The sequence below is a fragment of the Pandoraea iniqua genome (assembly GCF_902459685.1).
Taxonomy (GTDB): Bacteria; Pseudomonadota; Gammaproteobacteria; order Burkholderiales; family Burkholderiaceae; genus Pandoraea; species Pandoraea iniqua.
The window spans coordinates 112,505-134,335 of sequence record NZ_CABPSF010000008.1 but is presented as its reverse complement, the minus strand read 5'-3'; the positions used below and the strand labels follow the sequence as shown (position 1 = coordinate 134,335).

Here is a 21,831-nt window from a genome sequence, read left to right as displayed (position 1 = left end):
GCAAGGCTGGCGCGTCATTGGTCGGCCAACACCCCGCTCGGGCCGGATTCCCGCTAAAATTCAAGGTTTTGGGGCCTGTTCACCCTGGTTTTTGGCGGGCAATCCTTGCCCGATATCAGGATGAACAGGCCCCAGTTCGTCGGCCGCGCTCGCGGCCGGGCCGATGAACTGCGCAAAATCCGCATATTTCTCTTTTCGTCCGCGCGAATTCATCATGCTTACCTTTCAACAAGTCATCCTGACGTTGCAGGATTACTGGGACAAGCAAGGCTGTGCGTTACTCCAGCCTTACGACATGGAGGTCGGCGCCGGTACCTCGCACACCGCCACGTTCCTGCGCGCGATCGGCCCGGAGCCGTGGCGCGCCGCCTACGTGCAGCCGTCGCGCCGTCCGAAGGATGGCCGTTACGGTGAGAACCCGAACCGCATGCAGCACTACTACCAGTATCAGGTGGTGCTCAAGCCGGCACCGGAGAACATTCTCGACCTGTATCTGGGTTCGCTGCGCGCGCTCGGTCTCGATCTGACCGAAAACGACGTGCGCTTCGTCGAAGACGACTGGGAAAACCCCACGCTCGGCGCCTGGGGTCTGGGCTGGGAAGTGTGGCTCAACGGCATGGAAGTCACGCAGTTCACCTACTTCCAGCAAGTGGGCGGTCTGGACTGCAAGCCCGTGCTCGGCGAAATCACGTACGGCATCGAGCGTCTGGCGATGTATCTGCAACAGGTCGAGAACGTGTACGACCTCGTGTGGACGGAATGGGAAGAGCAGACGGCTGACGGCCCGGTGACGCGCCGCCTGACGTACGGCGACGTGTTCCATCAGAACGAAGTCGAGCAGTCGACGTACAACTTCGAGCACTCGAACCAGCCGATGCTGTTCAGCTTCTTCGACAACTACGAGAGCGAAGCCAAGCGCCTCATCGAAGCCGAACTGGCCCTGCCGGCCTACGAAATGATTCTGAAGGCGGCACACACCTTCAACCTGCTCGACGCCCGTGGCGCCATCTCGGTGACTGAGCGTGCGGCGTACATCGGCCGTATCCGGGCGCTGTCGCGTCTGATCGCACAGGCCTACTACGCTTCGCGCGAGAAGCTCGGTTTCCCGATGCTGAACGCCCCCGCCGCCCAAACCCGAACGCAAGCCGCATGATGAGCACCGCACAACGTACCCTGCTGGTCGAACTGCTGACCGAAGAACTGCCGCCGAAGGCACTGGCACGTCTGGGCGACGCCTTTGCCGATGGCATCGCCAACGGCCTGCGCTCGCGTGGTCTCACGACCGACGCCAGCGTCGTCACGCCGTACGCCACGCCGCGCCGTCTGGCCGTCACGATCACCCACGTGCTCGAGCGCGCCCCGGATGCCACCATCCGCGCGAAGGTGCTGCCGGTGTCCGTCGCGCTCGACGCCAGCGGCAACCCGACCCCGCCGCTCGCGAAGAAGCTCGCCGCGATGGGCTTCGCCGACCTACCGGTCGCAAGCCTCGAGCGCGCCATGGACGGCAAGGCCGAAGCCTTCTTCCATACCTACACGGCCGCCGGTGCCCAACTGGCCGACGCGCTGCAAGCCTCGCTCGACGAAACGCTCGGCAAGCTGCCCATCCCGAAGGTCATGAGCTACCAGCGCCCCGACGGCGAAACGGTGCAGTTCGTGCGCCCGGTGCATGGCCTGATTGCGCTGCACGGCGACACGCTCGTGCCGGCGACGGCGATCGGTCTGGCCTCGGGCAACAAGACGCTGGGTCACCGCTTCCTGTCGAACGGCGAAGTCGTGATCCATCAGGCGGACGAATACGCCGCCACGCTGCTCGATGAAGGCAAGGTCTACGCGAGCTACACGGCCCGCCGCGATGCGATTCGCGAGCAACTGCTGGCCGCTGCCGGCAACGACCACGTGGTCATGCCCGACTCGCTGCTCGACGAAGTCACCGCACTGGTGGAATGGCCGGCCGTCTACGCCTGCCATTTCGAAAGTGAATTCCTCGCCGTGCCGCAGGAATGCCTGATTCTCACGATGCAGACGAATCAGAAGTACTTCGCGCTCACCGACAAGCCGCTCGCCGAGGGTGGCCGTCTGACGAACCGCTTCCTGATCGTCTCGAACATCGCCACCGACAAGCCCGAGCAGATCGTGACCGGCAACGAGCGCGTGGTGCGCCCGCGTCTGGCCGATGCGAAGTTCTTCTTCGAGCAGGACAAGAAGAAGCCGCTGGCCGATCGCGTGCCGTTGCTCGCCAACGTCGTGTATCACAACAAGCTCGGCTCGCAGCTCGAACGCACGAAGCGCCTCTCGGCACTCGCGGGTGCGATTGCACAGATGACCGGCAGCGACGTGGCACTGGCCGAGCGCGGTGCACTGCTGGCCAAGGCCGACTTGCTGACCGACATGGTCGGCGAGTTCCCGGAACTGCAAGGCACGATGGGCACGTACTACGCACGCCATGACGGCGAGCCGGACGATGTCGCCCTCGCGTGCTCGGAACACTATCAGCCGCGCTTTGCCGGCGATGCGTTGCCCGTGAGCCCGACCGGCACGGCCGTGGCACTGGCCGACAAGCTCGAAACGCTCGTCGGCATCTGGGGCATCGGCCTGCAACCGACCGGTGAAAAAGACCCGTTTGCGCTGCGTCGCCATGCCCTCGGCATCGCGCGCATGCTCATCGAGAAGCGTCTGCCCGTGATGCTGCCCGACCTGCTGCGCGTGACTTACGAAGGCTTCACCACGGGCGTGGCCGATGGCGCCTATCTGCACGACGTCTACCTGTTTGTGCTCGATCGCGTGCGCGGTTACCTGCGCGAGCGTGGTTTCGGTGCGAACGAAATCGAAGCCGTGCTGGCCAATCAGCCCCCGTATCTGGGTGACTTGATCGAGCGTCTGGAAGCCGTGCGTGCGTTCTCGGCACTGCCGCAAGCCGAAGCGCTGGCCGCCGCCAACAAGCGTATCGGCAACATTCTGAAGAAGACGGCGGCGCCGCCGGACGGTGTGATTCAGCCGTCGCTGCTGATGGAACCGGCCGAGAAGGCGCTCGCCGCTGCGCTCGACAAGGTGACGCCGCTGGTGGAGACGAGCTTCGAGGCGCGTCAGTACGAGCAGGCGCTCACGGCGCTGGCGCAATTGCGCGATGCGGTCGATGCCTTCTTCAACGACGTGATGGTGATGGCCGACGACGAGGCACTGCGCAACAACCGCCTCGCGTTGCTCACGCGCCTGCACGTGCAGATGAACCGTGTGGCCGATCTCTCGAAGCTCGCCGCCTAATTTGCCGATATCCGATGCCGAACATGGACTCGCGTAAAGACCGTACCCCCGGCCCCGCCGCTCGCAAGCTGGTGATTCTCGACCGCGACGGCGTGATCAACGTCGACTCGGACCAGTTCATCAAGTCGACCGACGAGTGGGTGCCGCTGCCCGGCAGCCTCGAAGCGATTGGCCGGTTGAATCAGGCCGGTTATCGCGTGGTCGTGGCCACCAACCAGTCCGGGGTCGGACGCGGCCTGTTCGACATGGCGACGCTGGGCGCCATGCACGCCAAGATGTCGAAGCTGGCTGCTGCTGCGGGCGGCCGTATCGACGCGGTGTTTTTCTGTCCGCACACGTCGGCCGAGGGTTGCGATTGCCGCAAGCCGAAGCCCGGCCTGTTTCAGGAAATCGCCCGTCGCTACGAAGTCGACCTGACCGGCGTGCCGGCCGTGGGCGATTCGTTGCGCGACTTGCAGGCGGCTGCCGCCGTGGGGGCTCACCCGCATCTGGTGCTCACCGGCAAGGGCAAGAAAACACAGGCCGCCGGCAACTTGCCGGAAGGCACCCGCGTGCACGACAGCCTTCAGGCATTCGTGAACGACATGCTCGCCGAAGAGGATGCCAAGGACGCCAAGGGTGGCTGATGCGGTCTGAACCGGCTCATGCCGGCTCATGCCCGCTCAAGCGCCTGAAACACCCGATGCTCCCCGGCCCACACATTCAAGCCCAGATCTGATGCAGCGACTTCGTTCGATTCTTTTCTTCCTCTTCCTGATCGTCTTTACGATTCCGTATGCGATCGCGTGCATCGTGACGTTTCCGATCCTCAACCGCGTCCGGCGTTATTGGTTCGCGGTGGGCTGGTGCCGCACGACGATGATCGTGGCCGACAAACTGTGTGGCATCCGCTACCGCGTGATCGGCCGCGAGAACCTGCCCGATTCGCCCGCCATCGTGCTCTCGAAGCACCAGTCGGCGTGGGAGACGCTCGCGTTGCCGGCACTCATGCCGCGCCCGCTGTGCTTCGTGTTCAAGCGCGAATTGCTCTACGTGCCGTTTTTCGGCTGGGCGCTCGGCCTGCTGAGCATGATTCACATCAACCGCAGCAAGGGCACCGACGCGTTTCAATCGGTGGTGGCGCAGGGGCGTGAGCGTCTGGCCGAAGGCTCGTGGATCATCATGTTCCCGGAAGGCACGCGCACGAAGACCGGCTCGCGTAACAAGTACAAGTCGGGTGGTGCGCGTCTGGCGGCGACGACCGGGGCGCCGGTGGTGCCCATCGCGCACAATGCCGGGCGTATGTGGCCGCGCAATTCGTTCATGAAATTCCCCGGCGAAGTGATCGTGTCGATCGGCCCGGTGATTCAGACGGAAGGACGCACGCCGGAAGCCGTGAATGCTGATGTGGCCGAATGGATCGAACGTGAGATGATTCGTATCGACCCGGCAGCCTACACGTCGGCCCCGAAAGCCACGCCGGAAGCCACCCCTCGGACCTGAGCGCACTACGAGACAGTCTCATGTCGAAAGCCCGAACCGCGAACCGCAACGCCAGCAATACCCGCGATCGCCGCTCCCGGCATGAGATGCTCGTTCCCCAGATGGAACTCGACCTGTTCGGTAGCCCCGCCGCCGAAGCCAATGGTGTGGCGACCGATGCACCAGCGGCTGCACCCGCTATACCTACCGGCCCCGCTATTCCCGCTATCCCCAGTATTCCCCCTCTTTCCGCTACGCCCACGATCCCCGTTACCCCAGTTACCCCAGTTACCCCAGTTACCCCAGTTACCCCCGAGCCACCCAAGCCACGCCGTGCGCCGGCCGCCGGCGAGCGCGTGATCATGCTCGACGGGCACGCGCTCTACTACCGCTTCAAGCGCTCGTCGCGCCGCACGATCGGCTTCATCATCGACGAATCGGGGCTCGCGGTGACCGCGCCGCGCTGGGTCACGATCGCCGACGTCGAAGCCGCCGTCGTGGAGAAGAAGCGCTGGATCTTCAACAAGATCGCCGAGTTTCGCGAACGCTCGGCCCGCCGCGTGATTCCGCGCGTGAACTGGGTCGATGGCGCGACGCTGCCGTATCTCGGCCACACGCTGACCGTGCGTCTTGGCGGCCGCCCCGGCGCGCAGCAGTACGACATTCACACGCATACGCTCTGGCTCGACCTGCCGCCGCAAGCCGCACCGGAGCAGATGCGCGACCGGGTGCAAGGCTGGTTGCAGCAGGAAGCCCGCAAGCTCTTTACCACCCGGCTCGATGTGTATGGCGAGCGTCTGGGCGTCAGCTACTCGGCGCTCGGACTGTCGTCGGCAACCACGCGCTGGGGCAGTTGCAGCGCCGATGGCCGCATTCGCCTGAACTGGCGCCTGATCCACTTCCCGCTGGGCGTGATCGACTATGTGGTGGCGCACGAACTGGCGCACTTGAAGGAAATGAATCACGGGCCGCGCTTCTGGCAGGCGGTGGCGTCGATCTTCCCAGAGTTCGAATCCGCACGCGACACGCTCAAGTCGCATGCCCCGGAATGGCTGCCGGAGTTTTAAGCGTCACACTGAAATCGCTCAACGCTGCATGAACGCGGCTCATTTTTACTGGCACGGGTACAATTGACGCTTCGTTTGTCCCCACACAGTCAAAACACCATGCGAATGCTCCACACCATGCTGCGCGTCGGCGACTTGCAGCGCTCGATCGACTTCTACACGCGCGTGCTCGGCATGCAACTGCTGCGCCAGAGCGAAAACCCCGAGTACAAGTACACGCTGGCTTTCGTGGGCTACGGCCCCGAGTCGGAGAACACCGTGCTCGAGCTGACCTACAACTGGGGCGTGGAAAAGTACGAGATGGGCACGGCGTTCGGCCATCTGGCCGTCGAAGTCGACGATGCCTACAAGGCTTGCGACACGATCCGCGCCGCTGGCGGTAAGGTCTCGCGCGAAGCCGGCCCGGTCAAGGGCGGCACCACGGTCATCGCTTTCGTCGAAGATCCGGACGGCTACAAGATCGAGCTGATCCAGAAGCATTCGGCCAAGGGCGGTCTGTAAGAAGCAACGGCGGCGCCTGCCCGTTGTTGATCGGGCAGCGCCGCCCGTCGTACGTTCTTCAGAACTGCACCATCGCGAAGTCTTCCTTGCCCACGTCGCATAGCGGGCAACGCCAGTCTTCCGGCACCTCTTCCCACCGCGTTCCCGGCGCAATGCCGTCTTCGGGATAGCCGGTCGCTTCGTCGTAAATCCAACCGCAGATCACGCAGACCCACTGCCGGAATTCCGGTGCCGTGGCAGCACTCGCTTCGCCGTCGTTGGCCCTGTCGGTGTCGGTGTCGGACTCGCTGCCGGTGGTGGCGCCTTGGCCCTTGTTCCCCGGCACAGCGGGATCGAGCAGCGTGAACAACAACGGCTGATCGGTACCAGCAGCATCCGGCTCAGTGCCCGCCAGATGCGTTTGCAGCGCCGCCAGCAGCGCCTGCGCTTCGTCACGCGTGAGATCGATCCAGAACGGATCGCCCGCCCCATCGTTGAGTCGCGACGGAGAAAACTGGAGTTCGACAGCGGAGCCTTTCTTGTACATGGGGATGACTGCGGGGGAATGCTGCGGTGATGAGAGGGAGATGACGTGCGATGACACCTGAGCGACGTATTCTAGCGGCGCGACTGTCCCCGATAAACCCTCGTGAGGGGGAGACATTGTGCCGCGCAGAGCAACAATGATTACCCCTACGGCGCGCACCAAAATGATGCGCCCGCGAGGCGGATCATGGAGAATGGGCGGCGAATCGGATGGGCAGACGACCTGCGGCAACGCTGTGCCGCGTCGCCCGCTTGTTCACCCCTCCCACTCCCGAACCCATCTCATGAACACAGCCCCTCGCCCGATCGATGCCACCGCCCTCGCCATCATGGTGGGCCTGTGTGCGATATGGGGCGGCCAGCAGGTGGCGGTAAAACTCGCGGTGACCGCTGTACCGGCCGTGCTGCAAGCGGGTCTGCGCTCGGTGATTGCGACCTTGCTCGTGGGCGGGTGGATGCTGTGGCGGCGTCAGCGGCTCGTCACCGGCGACGGCACGCTACCGGCCGGTATTCTGGCGGGCGTGTTGTTCTCGTTGGAATTTCTCTGCATCTTCGTCGGGCTGACGCACACCACGGCGTCACGCATGGCGGTGTTTCTGTATTCCGCGCCCTGCTTCACCGCTATCGGCCTGCATTGGACCGTGCCCAGCGAACGGCTGCGTACCGGGCAATGGCTCGGCATGGCGCTGGCCTTCTGCGGCATCGTGGTGGCGTTCTCGGATGGTGGCAGCACGAGCCTCGCGACGACTTGGCCGGGTGACCTGCTCGGCATTCTGGCGGGCGTCTTCTGGGGCATGACGACAGTCGTCGTGCGGGCATCGCGGCTGGCAACGGCCGCCCCCGCCAAAACGCTGCTCTATCAGTTGGCCGTCTCCGCCGTGCTGTTGTGTGCACTGGCGCTGGTCACCGGCAACGTGCACATCGGCGAGATGACGAGTACGACGTGGATCAGCCTCGTCTATCAATCCATCGGCGTGGCGTTTGCGAGCTATCTGATCTGGTTCTGGATGCTCACGCGCTACAGCGCCGCCCGCCTCGCGTCGTTCTCGTTCCTGAGTCCGCTGTTCGGGGTGACGTTCGGCGTGCTGATTCTTGGAGAATCGGTGAGTTGGCGCTTTGCGGGCGCCGTCGCCCTCGTGTTCGCTGGTATCAGCCTTGTGAACCGGCGCCGCTGATCGTACGCGCCAGCGCCACGTATTCGTCGACGGAGACGTCTTCCGCACGACGCGTCAGATCGAACCCGAGCGCATCGAAGTCGACGCGGTCGCGATAGCTGTGCAGCGTGTTGCGCAGCATCTTGCGACGCTGCGAGAACGCCTGCGCGACCACGGCTTCGAACACCGTCAGATCCACCTCGGGCAAGTCGGCCTGTGCACGCGGAATCATCCGCACGATGGCCGAATCGACCTTCGGCGGCGGATTGAACGCCTCCGGCGGCACATCCAGCACCTTGTCCATCCAGTAGCGGTATTGCAGCATCACCGACAGCCGGCTGTAGTTGCTCGACCCGGCCGGTGCGACCATGCGCTCCACCACCTCGTTCTGCAACATGAAGTGCTGATCGCGCACTTGCGTCGCAAAACGCATCAGGTGAAAGAGCAACGGGCTCGATATGTTGTACGGCAGGTTGCCGACGATGCGCAGCGGCGACTCGTCGCTGCGGTCTTCCGGCACCAGCGAGCCGAAGTCGAAGTCGAGCGCGTCGCCCGCGTGCACGGTTACGCGATCGCCGAACTTGCGCGTCAGGCGTGCGACGAGATCGCGGTCGAGTTCGACGACATGCAGATGCGCGAGCCACTCGGCGAGAGGCGTCGTCAACGCGCCGAGCCCCGGCCCGATTTCGACCATCAGGTCATCGGTGCGCGGCGAAATGACGCTCACGATGTCGTCGATCACACCCATATCGACGAGAAAATTCTGGCCAAAACGTTTGCGCGCCACGTGGCCCTGTTGGACGCCCGTGCGCTTCGATGCGCTACTCATGTGAAATTCCTCAGGAACGCGGTGGGATGTCGGTGTCGCCGGCCGCGGCGGCCGCATCGCTGGCGGTGCCTGCTGTGCTGGGGGTGCCTGACGAGTCTGACGAGTCTGACGAGTCTGACTTATCGACAGTGCCAGCGCGCAGTTGTGCATGGGTGGCCGCATTGGCGGCCATGGTCGCGGCGGTGCGCAGGGCTTCGAGCAGGCTGCCGCTCTCGGCGCGCCCAGTGCCCGCAAGATCCAGCGCGGTGCCGTGATCGACCGACGTGCGAATGATCGGCAGGCCCAGCGTGATGTTCACGCCTGCGCCAAAGCTCGCGTATTTGAGCACCGGCAGGCCCTGATCGTGATACATGGCGAGCACCGCATCGGCCCCGTCCAGATGACGCGGCTGAAACAGGGTGTCGGCCGGGTACGGCCCACGAGCGTCGATGCCTGCCGCATGCGCATCGTCGAGCGCGGGCGTGATGACATCGATCTCTTCACGGCCGAGATAGCCCGACTCACCCGCATGCGGATTGAGTCCGGTCACGAGAATACGCGGACGCGTCACGCCGAAATGGCGCATCAGGTCCTGATTCAGGATGACGAGGGTTTCCAGCAGATCGTCCCGGCGAATGGCGCCGGGCACCTGCGCCAGCGGCAGATGCGTGGTGGCGAGCGCCACCCGCAGACCACCACCCGCCAGCATCATCACCACGCGCGGCGTATGCGTGCGCTCGGCGAGATATTCAGTGTGACCGGTAAAGGCCACGCCGCTGTCGTTGATCGTGCTCTTTTGCAGCGGCGCCGTGACGATCGCATCGAACGTGCCGGCCACCGCGCCATCGATGGCGGCGTCGAGCAGCGCCAGCACATAGGGCCCGTTGGCGGCGTTCAGTTGCCCGGCCACGGCCGGCACGGCGAGCGAATGATGCTCGACGCGCACACGCCCCTGCAACAGCAAGGCCTGCCATGCATCACCGAGGCCAACCGCTTGCGCGCGCGCCGTTAGCAGGGCAGCGTCGCCGAGCACGGCAAACTGACAATGTTCGAGGGGATCGGTTGCCGATAGGGCTGACGGTGTGAGGCACTGAACCAGTGCCTGCACGGTCAGCTCCGGCCCCACACCTGCCGGTTCACCGGTGGTGATGGCAAGGACGAAGGGCCGGGCGGATGTCATACGAGGAGGTGTGGCGTGTCGGGTCGTCGGATCGGGCTGCGCTTACTGCGCAGCCGTGCTCAGACGGTAATCGACATAAGCGCTGTCGCGCAGTTGTTGCAGCCAGTCGCGATACTGCTGCTCGGCCTTACGGCCACGCAGTTCCTGCATCGCCAGGTTGCGTTCCTGATCGCCCGACACTTGCGACTCGCGATGGCCGAGCACCTGAATCAGGTGATAGCCATATTCCGAGCGCACCGGATCGCTGATCTGGCCGTCCTTGAGTTCCGACATGGCACGCTCGAACGCCGGCACGGTCTCACCCGGTGAAATCCAGCCGAGGTCGCCGCCTTGCGAGGCCGAACCGTCCACCGACACCTGACGGGCATACGTCGCAAAGTCGCCCTTGCCGGCTTCGATCTGCGCCTTGATATCGAGCAGCTTCTTCTGCGCCTGCGCTTCGGACACACCGTCGCCCACCCGAATCAGGATGTGGCGTGCGTGAATCTGCGGCACGGTCATGCCCTGATCGCCGCCCTGCTTGCGGGTGTCGACCAGCTTGATGACGTGAAAACCGTTATTGCTGCGCAGCACCTGCGGCACCAACGTGCCCGCTTGCAGCTTCTGCACCTGATTCAGGTACAGATCGGGAATACGTTCAGGAATGCGGAAGCCCATGTCGCCACCGGCACTCGCGTCGGACGCATCCGAATATTGCTTGGCGAGGGCAGCGAAATCGCCACCGGCTTTCGCCTTGTCGAGCGCGTCGTTAGCCTTCTTCTGCGCGGCGTTGACCTGATCGGGCGAAGCGCCGTCCGGCACCTTCACGAGAATCTCGCTGATGCGGTATTCGGTTTCGGAAGGCGTTGCCGATGCCCCACGCTGGGCGGCGAGGAACGTGTTGATTTCGGTCTCGCTGACCTGAATCTGGCTGTCGACTTCCTTATCGCGCAGGCGGGCCAGAATGATCTGTTCGCGCACTTCCTTGCGGAAAGCATCCCAAGGCACGCCGGCTTGCGACAGGCGCGCCTTGTACTGATCGACGGACAGGCGGTTGTCGGCGGCGATGCGTTGCAGCGCCTGCTCGACGTCGGCGTCCTTCACGACGATGCCATCGTCCTTGGCGCGCTGGAGCTGCACCTGCGTGATGATCATCTGTTCGAGCACCTGACGCTGGAGCATGTCGGCCTCGGGGACCGGACGCTTGGCAAGCGTCAGCTGGTGCTTGGCTTCCTCGATTCGCGTGTTGAGTTCTTTGCGGGTGATCACGGCATCGTTGACCACGGCCACGATCGAATCGACCGACTGCGTGGACGATGCGGGCGCACCGGCGGCGCGGGCGCTGACCGGGGCCGGCTGGGCCACCGCCACCCCGGCGGCGAGACACAGGCTCGCCAGCAGCGAGGCACGCTTCACAAACATGTCATTCATAGTTGCTGAATCGAGAAGGAATCTGGTTCGTCGGCGGCGGCTGGTAGCCAGGCACGCCTTGCTTGAACGCTTCGGTGGCGCTGGTACCGGACTTGGTCAGGCCCTTCAACTCCAACTGCGCAAAAATACGCGAAGTCGTTGTCGTGGCATTGGTCGCATAGCGCTGCACGCCCACCCGGAAAGCCCAGCAGTCGGCATCATACTCGAAACCCGCCAGGGCATCGATGAACGACTTGTCCGTGATGCTGTAGTTGATCCGGCCCACCACGCCGAATCGGGGTGTGATCGGCCACTGCCCCGAAAGTTCGATCTGGTTGATCGGGGTCACCGTCAACGCGGTCTGCCCCACCACCGGCGGCGGGTTGCGCAGGTAACGGTAGTAGACGTTGAAGACGCGGCGCTCACCCGGACGCCACGTGATCCCCACGTCCGACCGGTTGAACTGCGACGTGCTCGGGCTGTACTGCACCGCCGTGCTGAACGTGATGTTGCTGTACAGCAGCGCCGAGCCGCCCACCAGAAAGTCGGACACCCCGGCGTTTTCCGGCGTGCCGCCCGGCATCGTCACGAGCGACTGCTGAATGTTGTAGCGCTGCGCATACCAGACGCGCGCGCGCTCCACACCGCTCTGCGCATCGATCAGGCGCGAGGTCAGCGCCATCGTGACGCGGTTGGCATCCTGAATCCGGTCTTCGCCGATGAACGAATTCTCGCTGAAGATTTCCGCGAGGTTGAAGTCGGCGACGGCACTGTCGAAAATCGGAATCGAGCTCTGATTCCGGTACGGCGTATAGACGTAGAAGATACGCGGTTCCAACGTCTGCTTCATGCTCGTACCGAACAACGTGAGCGGACGCTCGAACGTCAGACCGGCATCGAGACTGACCGTCGGGACCGTGCGCGTGATCGACGATTGCATCGTCGACCCGTTCGGATAGTCGACGTTGTACGACGCCGCGTTGAACATCACCTTCGGGATGATGAAGTAACCCGGCGTCAGAATCGGGTAACTCAACGTCGGCTGCGCATACAACCGCTCGCCATCGGGCTGGCCCGTGGTGGCCGCGATGTGGAACCGGTTGTACCGGATCGGCATCGTGAAGTCGAAACCGCCGAAGTCCAGCTTGTTGTACGTCGCCGACAGCTCAGGCACCGATTCATACTGCGGCGCACTCGGGGCGAGCGTCTGATACTTCAGTATTCGCGCAAGGAACGACCAGTCGCCGTAGTTCCACGTCACCCCGGCTTCGCGGTTGTACACACGCGTCACACCGGTCTGGAAGTTGGTCCCCGCGCCGAAGTCGTCAGGATACGTATCGTCCGAGACCTTGGTGAAGTTGACGTAAGCGTTGACGCCATAGCCCAGCGACTGCGCGTGCTGCCACGTAAACGTATAGCGCGCGTCGCCCGTCACCCGGTCCTTCGGCAGGTACTCGATGTGAAACAATCCGGAATACGTGTTCTCGAGGTACCGGAAGTCCCCCATCAGCATCGTGCCGCGCTTGGTCATGAAGCGCGGCGTGATCGTCAAATCGCGATTGGGTGCGATGTTGAAGTAATACGGTTGCGAGAACTCGAAGCCCGTCTGGGTCGATTGCGTAAAGGTCGGCGCGAGCAAGCCCGAGCGGCGCTCGGTGGTCGTCGGGAACGACATGTACGGACTCGCCAGAATCGGCACGCCCTGGAAGAACAGAATGCCGTTATAGGCCGTACCTTCCTGCTGTTCCTGATCGAATTCGAACGACGACGCCTTGATGTACCAAGCCGGCGTCTTGTCGTCATCGGTACAGGCGCACGCGGAATAGGTGCCGCGCTGCAACGTGACCACGTTGCCTGCATCGACATCCGCGCGTTCACCCTTGCCGCCGCCGCCCGTCACCAGTTGATACGTCGGCGTGAGCATGTAGCCGTCGCCTGCACCGGTATACATATGGGCTTCAGGGCCGACAAATTTATTGCCGCCCTGCGACATGTGCGCGTTGCCGTGCGCCACCACCTCGTCAGTGTCCTGATCGTAGGTCAGGCGATCGCCCTTCACGTAGGAGCGCAGTTTGCGCGCCTCCGCGTCGCCGTCGACGGTCGCGTCGACGTTGGTGCGGCCAGTCAGATGCATGCCGCGCACGTACATCGGCACGTCGTCGCCTTCCCCCAGTGCGAATTCCGACAGCGAAGGGACCGTGCGCAGCACAAGGCCGTCGCTCTTCGAAAGATCGGGGGGAGGGGCTTCCTGCGCACCGGCGAGCGAACACCACACCCCCGGCAGGGAGAGCAGTAGCGCCAGTGGCTTGCGTCGCGTGCGCATCAGGCGGCGCAGCGACGAAACTTCATTCGTATGGACTTGTTTATCCGGCATGTACGCAAACAGCATGACAATCGAGGCGCCGGTTGCGGGCAGCCAATTCCCCATGTCCGGACAGCTTTGCCGGGACATTCGGAACGGTCGATCGAGGTCGAGAATCAGGGCGTCGGGAAAACATGATCGGGTATTATATGGCAAGACGTTTACCGCCCCCATCATGACCGCACAACCCTCCGCTCCCGTGAGTGTTTCCAAGGCTTCCAGCCTGCTCGCCGCCGCTACCGACGATGCCCGCCTGCAATCGCTTGCCACCTGGCTCTCAGGGCTGGCCGAGCCGTTTTCTCTCGACATGGCGCAATGGGCGCCCGCCTCGGCAGACGCGAGCTTCCGGCGCTATTTCCGCATCGGCAGCCATGATCCCGCCCATCCGAGCCTGATCGTGATGGACGCCCCGCCGCCGCAGGAAGATTGCCGTCCTTTCGTGCACGTCGCGCAATTGCTCGACGAAGCCGGCCTGCAAGCGCCCAAGGTGCTCGCCGAAGACCTCGCACAAGGCTTCCTGCTGCTCACCGATCTGGGCAACCAGACCTACCTCGACGTGCTCGACGACGACAACGCCCGCCCGCTCATGCGCGCGGCGCTCGATGCGCTGATCGTGTGGCAGCAAAGCTCGCGGGCCGACGTCCTGCCCGCCTACGACACGGCATTGCTCCAGCGTGAGCTCGATCTCTTCCCCGACTGGTACATCGGTAAGCATCTGAAAGTCGAACTCACGGCCGACCAGCGTGCCACGCTCGACCGCATCAATCAGTTGCTGATCGACAATGCGCTCGCGCAGCCCAAGGTGTTCGTGCATCGCGACTTCATGCCGCGCAACCTGATGCCGGGCCTGCCGGGCACGACCGGCCCGGGCATTCTCGACTTTCAGGATGCCGTCTACGGCCCGCTCACCTACGACGTGATCTCGCTCATGCGCGACGCCTTCCGCAGCTGGGACGAAGAACGTCAGCTCGACTGGCTGGCCTATTACTGGGAACGCGCGCGCAAGGCCGGGCTGCCGGTGGACGCCGACTTCGGCGAGTTCTACCGTCAGGCCGAATGGATGGGGCTGCAACGCCATCTGAAGGTGCTCGGCATCTTCGCCCGCATCAACTACCGCGACGGCAAGCCGCGTTATCTGGCCGACACCCCGCGCTTCATCGACTACGCCCGCAAGGTGGCCGAGCGTTATGCGCCGCTGCGCCCGCTGGCACGACTGCTCGACACGCTGACCGACCAACAGGTCGACGTCGGCTACACGTTCTGAGGCACCGGGAATGGCCGGTCCCCAGCGCGCAACCCCTGCGCCGATGCCGCTCAAGGCGATGATCTTCGCCGCCGGGCGCGGCGATCGCATGCGCCCGCTCACCGACACCACGCCCAAACCGTTGCTGCCGGTGGCCGGCAAGCCGCTGATCGTCTGGCAGATCGAAGCCCTCGCACGGGCGGGCTACACCGACATCGTCATCAACCACGCGTGGCTGGGCGAGCAGATCGAAGCCACGCTCGGCGACGGCAGCCGCTTCGGCGTGCGTCTGACCTATTCGGCCGAGAGGGAAGCCCTCGAGACGGCGGGCGGCATCGTTCAGGCGCGCCCCTCTCTCGAAGGCGCGGGCAACGTGTTTCTGGCCATCGCAGGCGACCTTTTCACCGACTTCGATTTCGCCACGCTGCGTGCCCCTGCCGCACGCCTCGCCGCACAGGCGCAGCCCGGCATGCATCTGGTGATGGTGCCGAACCCGCCGTTTCACCCGGCGGGGGACTTCGCACTCGATGCCGCAGATCGTCTGCACCTGCGCGAGAACGCCCCGCCCGGCGCCGTACCGCTCACTTTCGGCAGCATCGCACTGTACGACCTGCGTCTGTTCGACGGCATTGCCCCGGGCACGCGCATGGCGCTCACGCCGCTGTACCACCGCACGATTGCCGACGCCCGCGCCACGGGCGAACGCTTTGACGGCGAGTGGGACAACATCGGCACGCCCGCACAGTTGGCGGCACTGAACGACATCGTTAGCGCCCGATAGCACCCGGAAACACTCGGCAGCACTCGAAAGCATCCGAGCGCACTCGGCAGCGCTGAACCCCCGGCAGTAGAATCGCCTCAATACGACAATAATGGAGCCCGCGATGACCGATTCCCCTTACCGTGCCCGCCGTGAGCGTGCCATCGAGCAAATGCGTCAGGCTGGCGGCGGTCTCGCCATCGTGCCGACCGCGCCCGAAGCGGCCCGCAACCGGGACAGCGACTATCCCTATCGTCACGACAGCTATTTCTATTACCTCTCGGGCTTTACCGAGCCCGAGGCCGTCGTGGTGCTCGATAGCCGCAACGGTCAGTCGATTCTGTTCTGCCGCGCGAAAAACGAAGAGCGCGAGATATGGGACGGATTCCGTTACGGCCCCGAGGCCGCGCGTGAAGCGTTCGGCTTCGACGCCGCCTACCCGATTGATGAAATCGACACGCGCCTGCCGCAGTTGATGGCCGACGCCCCGGCACTCTTCTACGCGCTGGGCGCCTCCGCACAGCAAGACCGTCAGGTGCGCCACTGGCTGAACACCGTGCGTGCGCAGAGCCGCACCGGCGTGTCGGCGCCCGCAGCCGCCCATGACATTCGCGCGATTCTCGACGAGATGCGCCTGATTAAAGACGCCCACGAGATCGACATCATGGCGCGCGCGGGCAAGATCTCGGCCGACGGCCACGTGCGCGCGATGAAAACGTCGCGTCCGGGCCTGCGCGAGTATCACCTCGAAGCCGAGCTGCTTTACGAATTCCGCCGTCACGGTTCACAGTTCCCGGCGTACACCTCCATCGTGGCGACGGGTGCCAACGCGACCGTGCTGCACTACCGCGCGGGCGACACCGAGCTGCGCGACGGCGACCTGTGCCTGATCGACGCCGCCTGCGAGCTCGACGGCTACGCCTCGGACATCACGCGCACGTTCCCGGTGAACGGGCGCTTCACGCCCGCACAGCGCGAGCTGTACGACATCGTGCTCGCCTCGCAGCAGGCTGCTATCGACGCCACCCGTGCCGGGGTCGCCTTCGACGCGCCCCACAACGCCGCCGTGCGCGTGCTTGCGCAGGGCATGCTCGACACCGGGCTGCTCAAGCGTGACACGGCCGGCAGCGTCGACGACGTGATCGCCGACAAGTCGTTCAGCCGCTTCTACATGCACCGCACCGGCCACTGGATCGGCATGGACGTGCATGACTGCGGCGAATATCGCGAAGACGGGCCGAACGGCGAACGGCCGTGGCGCACGCTCGCGGCGAACATGGTCACCACCATCGAGCCGGGCATTTACGTGCGCCCCGCGCCGGACATCGACGAGCGTTACTGGAACATCGGCATCCGCATCGAAGACGACGCTGTCGTCACCGCGAACGGCTGCACGCTGCTCACCCGCGACGTGCCCGTCGACGCCGACGAAATCGAAGCGCTCATGCGCGGTTGATTCGCCAGCCTGCGTTCTGACATGACGACGGACATGACTCCTGAGACCACGCGCCGTTTCGACGTCGCCATCGTCGGTGCCGGCCCGGTCGGCACGGCGCTGGCGCTGTTGCTCGCCCAGCGCGCGCCGCAAATGCGCGTGGCACTCATCGACGCACGCGGGCCGCAGGCCGGCTACGACGATCCTCGCGCGTTGGCGCTCTCGCACGGCAGCCGTGAGATTCTGGCGCGTGCCGGGGCGTGGCCGCACCCGGCGCATGCTGCCCAAGCGTTATCCGCTAACGCCAATATGGGCCTCGCCACCACGCCGATTCAGCATATTCACGTCTCGCAGGCGCGCCGCTTCGGCAGCACCGAGATCGATTTTCGCGAGCATGGCGTGCCGGCACTAGGCTACGTGGTGCGCTACGGCGCCTTGATGCGCGCGCTCGATAACGCCATGTCGCAGGTGCCCACGCGGTTCGAACACTCGCCGCAGTCGCCTCTCGCATCGGGCGAACTTCCCCCGGGGCTGCATCACTTCCGCCCATATCAAGCGATTGCCCTGCGTCAGGACGCACAGCAGGTCACGATCACCCTCGGCACCACCGCCGACGATCATGCCGAGACGCTGCATGCCACGCTGGCCGTCAATGCCGAAGGCGGGCTGTTCGAGGGCCAGACTTCTCGTCCCCGGGCACGCGATTACGGGCAGACGGCGCTCGTCGGTTTCGTCACATGCGAACGCCCGCGTGCAGGCTGGGCGTGGGAGCGCTTCACGTCCGACGGGCCGCTGGCCCTGTTGCCGCAGGACCACGGCTACGCCCTCGTGTGGTGTTGTTCGCACGATCAGGCCAAGCGCCGCCGCGACATGGACGACGCCAGCTTTCTCGCTGAACTGCACGCCGCCTTCGGCGACCGCATGGGCCGTTTTACGGCGATCAGCGGCCGGGCGGGCTTCCCGCTGGGCCTGAACGCACTGGGACAGGTCGTCGACGGGCGGGTGGCCGCTATCGGTAACGCCGCCCAGACGCTGCACCCCGTGGCTGGCCAAGGCCTCAACCTCGGCCTGCGCGACGCGTTCGACCTCGCCGACACGCTGGTGCGCCACGTGCACGGCGTGCGCGATATGTCCAGCCCGGCCCCGTCGGCCTCCCCCGCCGACGCGATCGGCACCGTCGGCACCATCGGCACGTCTGGCATCCCCGGTCCGGCGGCCCTCGCCGCCTTTGCCCGGCGCCGCCGCGCCGACCGTGGCATGACCATCCGCATTACCGACCTGCTGCCGCGCGTTTTCGGCATCGATGCCGCGCCTGTGGCCGTGCTGCGCGGCATGGCGCTCGCCAGTCTCGACCTTGTGCCGCCGCTCAAGACGGCCTTCGCCCGCCAGATGATGTTCGGGCAACGCGGGTGATCGTGCACATTTTTTAGGCGACGGGGACCGGTTTTCGCAGTAAAATGCTCGTTTTTTCCCGGCGACTCCCTACATCGTGCGTATCGGCCCCCACGAACTCCGCAATAACCTCTTCGTCGCGCCCATGGCTGGCGTGACGGACCGGCCATTCCGCCAGCTGTGCAAACGGCTGGGGGCGGGTTATGCCGTCTCGGAGATGGTGGCTTCGAACGCCCAGCTCTGGAAAAGCGAGAAGACCATGCGCCGCGCGAACCACGCGGGCGAGGTGGCACCGATTTCCGTGCAGATCGCCGGTGCCGACCCGGCCATGATGGCCGAGGCCGCGCGCTACAACGTCGAGAACGGCGCCCAGATCATCGACATCAACATGGGCTGCCCGGCCAAGAAGGTCTGCAACGTCGCCGCAGGCTCGGCCCTGTTGCAGAACGAGCCGCTGGTCGCGCGCATCGTGTCGGCCGTGGTCGGCGCGGTGGGCGATGTGGTGCCCGTCACGCTGAAGATCCGCACGGGCTGGGACCGCGAACACAAGAACGCACTCACGGTGGCGCGTATCGCCGAAGAGTGCGGCATCAGCATGCTGACCGTACACGGCCGCACGCGCGCCGATCTCTATCACGGCGATGCCGAGTACGAAACGATTGCCGCAGTGAAGGCCGCTGCGCGCATCCCGATCGTCGCCAACGGCGACATCGCCTCGGCACAGAAAGCCAAACACGTACTGGATGTCACGGGGGCGGACGCCATCATGATCGGCCGCGCCGCACAAGGCCGGCCGTGGCTGTTCCGCGACATCGAGCTGTTTCTCACAACGGGCGAGATTGCCCTGGCGCCGCGCGTCGACGAGATTCAGCAAATCATGAACGAACACCTCGAAGACCATTACGAGTTCTACGGGGAGTTCACCGGGGTGCGAACGGCGCGCAAGCATATTGCGTGGTATTCGCGCGGGCTGCCGGGGGCGGCCACATTCCGCCAGCGCATGAACACGCTGGACAGCACGCAAGACCAGTTGGCTGCGGTCAACGAATTTTTCGAACAGCAGAAGGCGCACTCGGACCGTCTCTGCTATGAACAAGAATCGCCGAGGGAGCTATTAGCCGCATGAGCAAAACAAACATAGAACAATGCGTACGCGACAGTCTGGATTCGTATTTCCGTGATCTGGACGGCGCCGTACCACACGATGTCTACGATATGGTTGTCACCGTCGTTGAAAAGCCGTTGCTCGAATTCGTGCTGGGCAAGGCCGATGGAAATCAGTCGCTCGCCGCAGAATATCTGGGGATCAACCGCAACACGCTGCGCAAGAAGTTGCAGCAGCACGGCCTGCTCTAGTCGCCCGCGGCGACGGGTGGCAGCGCGGATATCACCGATGCGAGCGCGCTACCTGTTCTGCCCCGCCGGGGCGCGCGCGTGCAAGGCTGAGGTCAGCCCCAACGTTTCTGCCCGCCCTATTTGTCCGTTTTTGCCGCTTCATTTGCCGCCTCACTACCGTCCGTCATGATTAAGCAAGCTCTCATCTCCGTCTCCGACAAGACCGGCATCGTCGACTTCGCCAAGTCGCTCGCTGCACAGGGCGTGTCGATTCTCTCCACTGGCGGCACCGCCAAACTGCTGGCCGACGCTGGCCTCAAGGTGACCGAAGTGGCCGACTACACCGGCTTTCCGGAAATGCTCGATGGGCGCGTGAAGACTCTGCACCCCAAGGTGCACGGCGGTATTCTGGCGCGACGCGATCTGCCCGAACACATGGCAGCGCTCGACCAGCACGGCATCCCGACGATCGACCTGCTCGTGGTGAACCTGTACCCGTTCGTGCAGACGATTGCCAAGGATGACTGCTCGCTCGAAGACGCCATCGAGAACATCGACATCGGCGGCCCGACGATGCTGCGCTCGGCTGCGAAGAACCATCGCGACGTGACCGTCGTGGTCGACCCGGCCGATTACGCCGTGGTGCTCGACGAGATGAAGGCCAACAACAACACCGTGGGTTACACCACGAACTTCCGTCTCGCGACGAAGGTGTTTGCCCACACGGCGCAGTACGACGGTGCCATCACCAACTACCTGACGAGCCTCGGCGAGTCGCTGCGTCACAACGAGCGCGCCGCCTACCCGGCCACGCTCAATCTGGCGTACACGAAGGTGCAGGACATGCGCTACGGCGAGAACCCGCACCAGAGCGCGGCGTTCTATCGCGATATCACCACGCCGGAAGGCTCGCTCGCGAACTATCGCCAGTTGCAAGGCAAGGAACTGTCGTACAACAACATCGCCGACGCGGACGCCGCGTGGGAATGCGTGAAGACGTTCGACGCTCCGGCCTGCGTGATCATCAAGCACGCCAACCCGTGCGGCGTGGCCGTGGCGGCAACGCCGGCCGACGCCTATGCGAAGGCATTCCAGACCGACCCGACGTCGGCCTTCGGCGGCATCATCGCGTTCAACCGCGAAGTCGACGAGACCGCCGCACAAGCCGTGGCCAAGCAATTCGTGGAAGTGCTGCTGGCCCCGTCGTTCACGGAAGGCGCCAAGCAAGTGTTCGCGGCCAAGCAGAACGTGCGTCTGCTGGAAGTGCCGCTGGGCAACGGCGTGAATCAGTACGACTTCAAGCGTGTGGGTGGCGGTCTGCTGGTGCAATCGCCGGACGCGAAGAACGTGGCCCCGCATGAACTGCGTGTGGTGACCAAGCGTCATCCGACGCCGAAGGAAATGGAAGACCTGCTGTTCGCTTGGCGCGTGGCGAAGTACGTGAAGTCGAACGCCATCGTGTTCTGCGCCGGCGGCATGACGCTGGGCGTGGGCGCGGGCCAGATGAGCCGTGTGGACTCGGCGCGTATTGCGAGCATCAAGGCGCAAAACGCGGGTCTGTCGCTGAACGGTTCGGCCGTGGCGTCGGATGCCTTCTTCCCGTTCCGTGACGGTCTGGATGTGGTGGTCGACGCTGGCGCCACCTGCGTGATCCATCCGGGTGGCTCGATGCGCGACGATGAAGTGATCGCCGCTGCCGACGAACGCAATGTCGCGATGCTGATGACGGGCACGCGCCACTTCCGTCACTGATCTGTCGTGATTCGCGATTCGTGACTCGGGGTCTCGTGCCCCGGTTCGCGAAAGTCGCAAAGAAAAAAGGCCGCTTCGGGTGATCTCCGAAGCGGCCTTTTTCGTTTTGCAGCCGGGTGCTGCTCCCCCCGTTCGCTTATTGAAAGAACGGTGCGGCGGTCGAGAGCATGATCAGACCTTGGAAGGCGTATTCGGCGGCGAGCATG

19 protein-coding genes and 1 pseudogene are annotated in these 21,831 nt (G+C 64.4%); 14 read left to right on the top strand and 6 right to left on the bottom strand.

What is annotated here, in order from left to right; all coding sequences use genetic code 11:
- Nucleotides 1–60: 60 nt before the first annotated feature.
- Nucleotides 61–216, bottom strand: coding sequence for a hypothetical protein (locus tag PIN31009_RS27975; protein WP_157125864.1), 156 nt, complete (start codon nt 214–216; stop codon nt 61–63).
- Between PIN31009_RS27975 and glyQ the strand changes: the two genes are divergently transcribed.
- From glyQ to gloA, 6 genes are all read left to right on the top strand, one after another.
- On the top strand, nt 215–1,153 hold the full coding sequence (gene glyQ / locus PIN31009_RS23050) for a glycine--tRNA ligase subunit alpha (protein WP_058379905.1): 939 nt from the start codon (nt 215–217) through the stop codon (nt 1,151–1,153). The genes PIN31009_RS27975 and glyQ overlap by 2 nt on opposite strands.
- Nucleotides 1,150–3,261, top strand: coding sequence for a glycine--tRNA ligase subunit beta (gene glyS, locus PIN31009_RS23045; RefSeq protein ID WP_150791682.1), 2,112 nt, complete (start codon nt 1,150–1,152; stop codon nt 3,259–3,261). The genes glyQ and glyS overlap by 4 nt, the downstream gene beginning before the upstream one ends.
- 23 nt (nt 3,262–3,284) lie before the next feature.
- Nucleotides 3,285–3,887 (top strand): D-glycero-beta-D-manno-heptose 1,7-bisphosphate 7-phosphatase, encoded by a 603-nt coding sequence (gene gmhB / locus PIN31009_RS23040; RefSeq protein WP_150791681.1) that lies wholly within the window; start codon nt 3,285–3,287, stop codon nt 3,885–3,887.
- 91 nt (nt 3,888–3,978) lie between these two features.
- A complete protein-coding gene (locus PIN31009_RS23035) occupies nt 3,979–4,743 on the top strand; it encodes a lysophospholipid acyltransferase family protein (protein ID WP_150686215.1) in 765 nt (254 codons plus the stop codon).
- Between the two features lie 101 nt (nt 4,744–4,844).
- The gene (locus PIN31009_RS23030; protein WP_150791754.1) at nt 4,845–5,789 is read left to right on the top strand and encodes a M48 family metallopeptidase; all 945 of its coding nucleotides are present in this window, start codon (nt 4,845–4,847) and stop codon (nt 5,787–5,789) included.
- A 99-nt stretch (nt 5,790–5,888) separates the two neighbouring features.
- Nucleotides 5,889–6,290, top strand: coding sequence for a lactoylglutathione lyase (gene gloA, locus PIN31009_RS23025; protein WP_150686214.1), 402 nt, complete (start codon nt 5,889–5,891; stop codon nt 6,288–6,290).
- A 58-nt stretch (nt 6,291–6,348) separates the two neighbouring features.
- Here gloA and PIN31009_RS23020 read toward each other — a convergent pair whose 3' ends face one another.
- Entirely contained in the window at nt 6,349–6,816 is a 468-nt protein-coding gene (locus tag PIN31009_RS23020; protein WP_150791680.1) for a rubredoxin, read from the bottom strand.
- 283 nt (nt 6,817–7,099) lie between these two features.
- Between PIN31009_RS23020 and PIN31009_RS23015 the strand changes: the two genes are divergently transcribed.
- Complete coding sequence (locus PIN31009_RS23015; protein WP_150791679.1) at nt 7,100–7,990, top strand: DMT family transporter; 891 nt, start codon at nt 7,100–7,102, stop codon at nt 7,988–7,990.
- Here PIN31009_RS23015 and rsmA read toward each other — a convergent pair.
- The 4 genes and pseudogenes from rsmA to PIN31009_RS22995 all read right to left on the bottom strand — a co-directional run bounded on the left by rsmA (nt 7,965) and on the right by PIN31009_RS22995 (nt 13,774).
- A complete protein-coding gene (gene rsmA, locus PIN31009_RS23010) occupies nt 7,965–8,798 on the bottom strand; it encodes a 16S rRNA (adenine(1518)-N(6)/adenine(1519)-N(6))-dimethyltransferase RsmA (RefSeq protein ID WP_150791678.1) in 834 nt (277 codons plus the stop codon). The genes PIN31009_RS23015 and rsmA overlap by 26 nt on opposite strands.
- 166 nt (nt 8,799–8,964) lie before the next feature.
- Nucleotides 8,965–9,957, bottom strand: a pseudogene (gene pdxA / locus PIN31009_RS23005) (4-hydroxythreonine-4-phosphate dehydrogenase PdxA); the annotation flags it as partial.
- A gap of 42 nt (nt 9,958–9,999) precedes the next feature.
- Entirely contained in the window at nt 10,000–11,367 is a 1,368-nt protein-coding gene (locus tag PIN31009_RS23000) for a peptidylprolyl isomerase (protein ID WP_150686210.1), read from the bottom strand.
- Nucleotides 11,360–13,774 (bottom strand): LPS-assembly protein LptD, encoded by a 2,415-nt coding sequence (locus PIN31009_RS22995; RefSeq protein ID WP_174997351.1) that lies wholly within the window; start codon nt 13,772–13,774, stop codon nt 11,360–11,362. The genes PIN31009_RS23000 and PIN31009_RS22995 overlap by 8 nt, the downstream gene beginning before the upstream one ends.
- Nucleotides 13,775–13,883: 109 nt before the next feature.
- Between PIN31009_RS22995 and PIN31009_RS22990 the strand changes: the two genes are divergently transcribed.
- From PIN31009_RS22990 to purH, 7 genes are all read left to right on the top strand, one after another.
- Entirely contained in the window at nt 13,884–14,972 is a 1,089-nt protein-coding gene (locus tag PIN31009_RS22990; protein WP_150686208.1) for an aminoglycoside phosphotransferase family protein, read from the top strand.
- Between the two features lie 10 nt (nt 14,973–14,982).
- The gene (gene murU, locus PIN31009_RS22985) at nt 14,983–15,732 is read left to right on the top strand and encodes an N-acetylmuramate alpha-1-phosphate uridylyltransferase MurU (RefSeq protein WP_246185817.1); all 750 of its coding nucleotides are present in this window, start codon (nt 14,983–14,985) and stop codon (nt 15,730–15,732) included.
- 103 nt (nt 15,733–15,835) lie between these two features.
- A complete protein-coding gene (locus tag PIN31009_RS22980) occupies nt 15,836–17,167 on the top strand; it encodes an aminopeptidase P N-terminal domain-containing protein (RefSeq protein ID WP_150686207.1) in 1,332 nt (443 codons plus the stop codon).
- A 33-nt stretch (nt 17,168–17,200) separates the two neighbouring features.
- Entirely contained in the window at nt 17,201–18,559 is a 1,359-nt protein-coding gene (locus tag PIN31009_RS22975; protein ID WP_425495509.1) for a UbiH/UbiF/VisC/COQ6 family ubiquinone biosynthesis hydroxylase, read from the top strand.
- Between the two features lie 76 nt (nt 18,560–18,635).
- Nucleotides 18,636–19,664 carry a tRNA dihydrouridine synthase DusB gene (gene dusB, locus PIN31009_RS22970; RefSeq protein ID WP_425495508.1) on the top strand — a complete coding sequence of 343 codons (1,029 nt, stop codon included), beginning with the start codon at nt 18,636–18,638 and terminating at the stop codon, nt 19,662–19,664.
- A complete protein-coding gene (locus tag PIN31009_RS22965; RefSeq protein WP_058376120.1) occupies nt 19,661–19,894 on the top strand; it encodes a Fis family transcriptional regulator in 234 nt (77 codons plus the stop codon). Before dusB ends, PIN31009_RS22965 begins: the two co-directional genes overlap by 4 nt.
- A 165-nt stretch (nt 19,895–20,059) precedes the next feature.
- The gene (purH, locus tag PIN31009_RS22960; protein ID WP_150686205.1) at nt 20,060–21,625 is read left to right on the top strand and encodes a bifunctional phosphoribosylaminoimidazolecarboxamide formyltransferase/IMP cyclohydrolase; all 1,566 of its coding nucleotides are present in this window, start codon (nt 20,060–20,062) and stop codon (nt 21,623–21,625) included.
- The last annotated feature ends 206 nt before the right edge of the window (nt 21,626–21,831 follow it).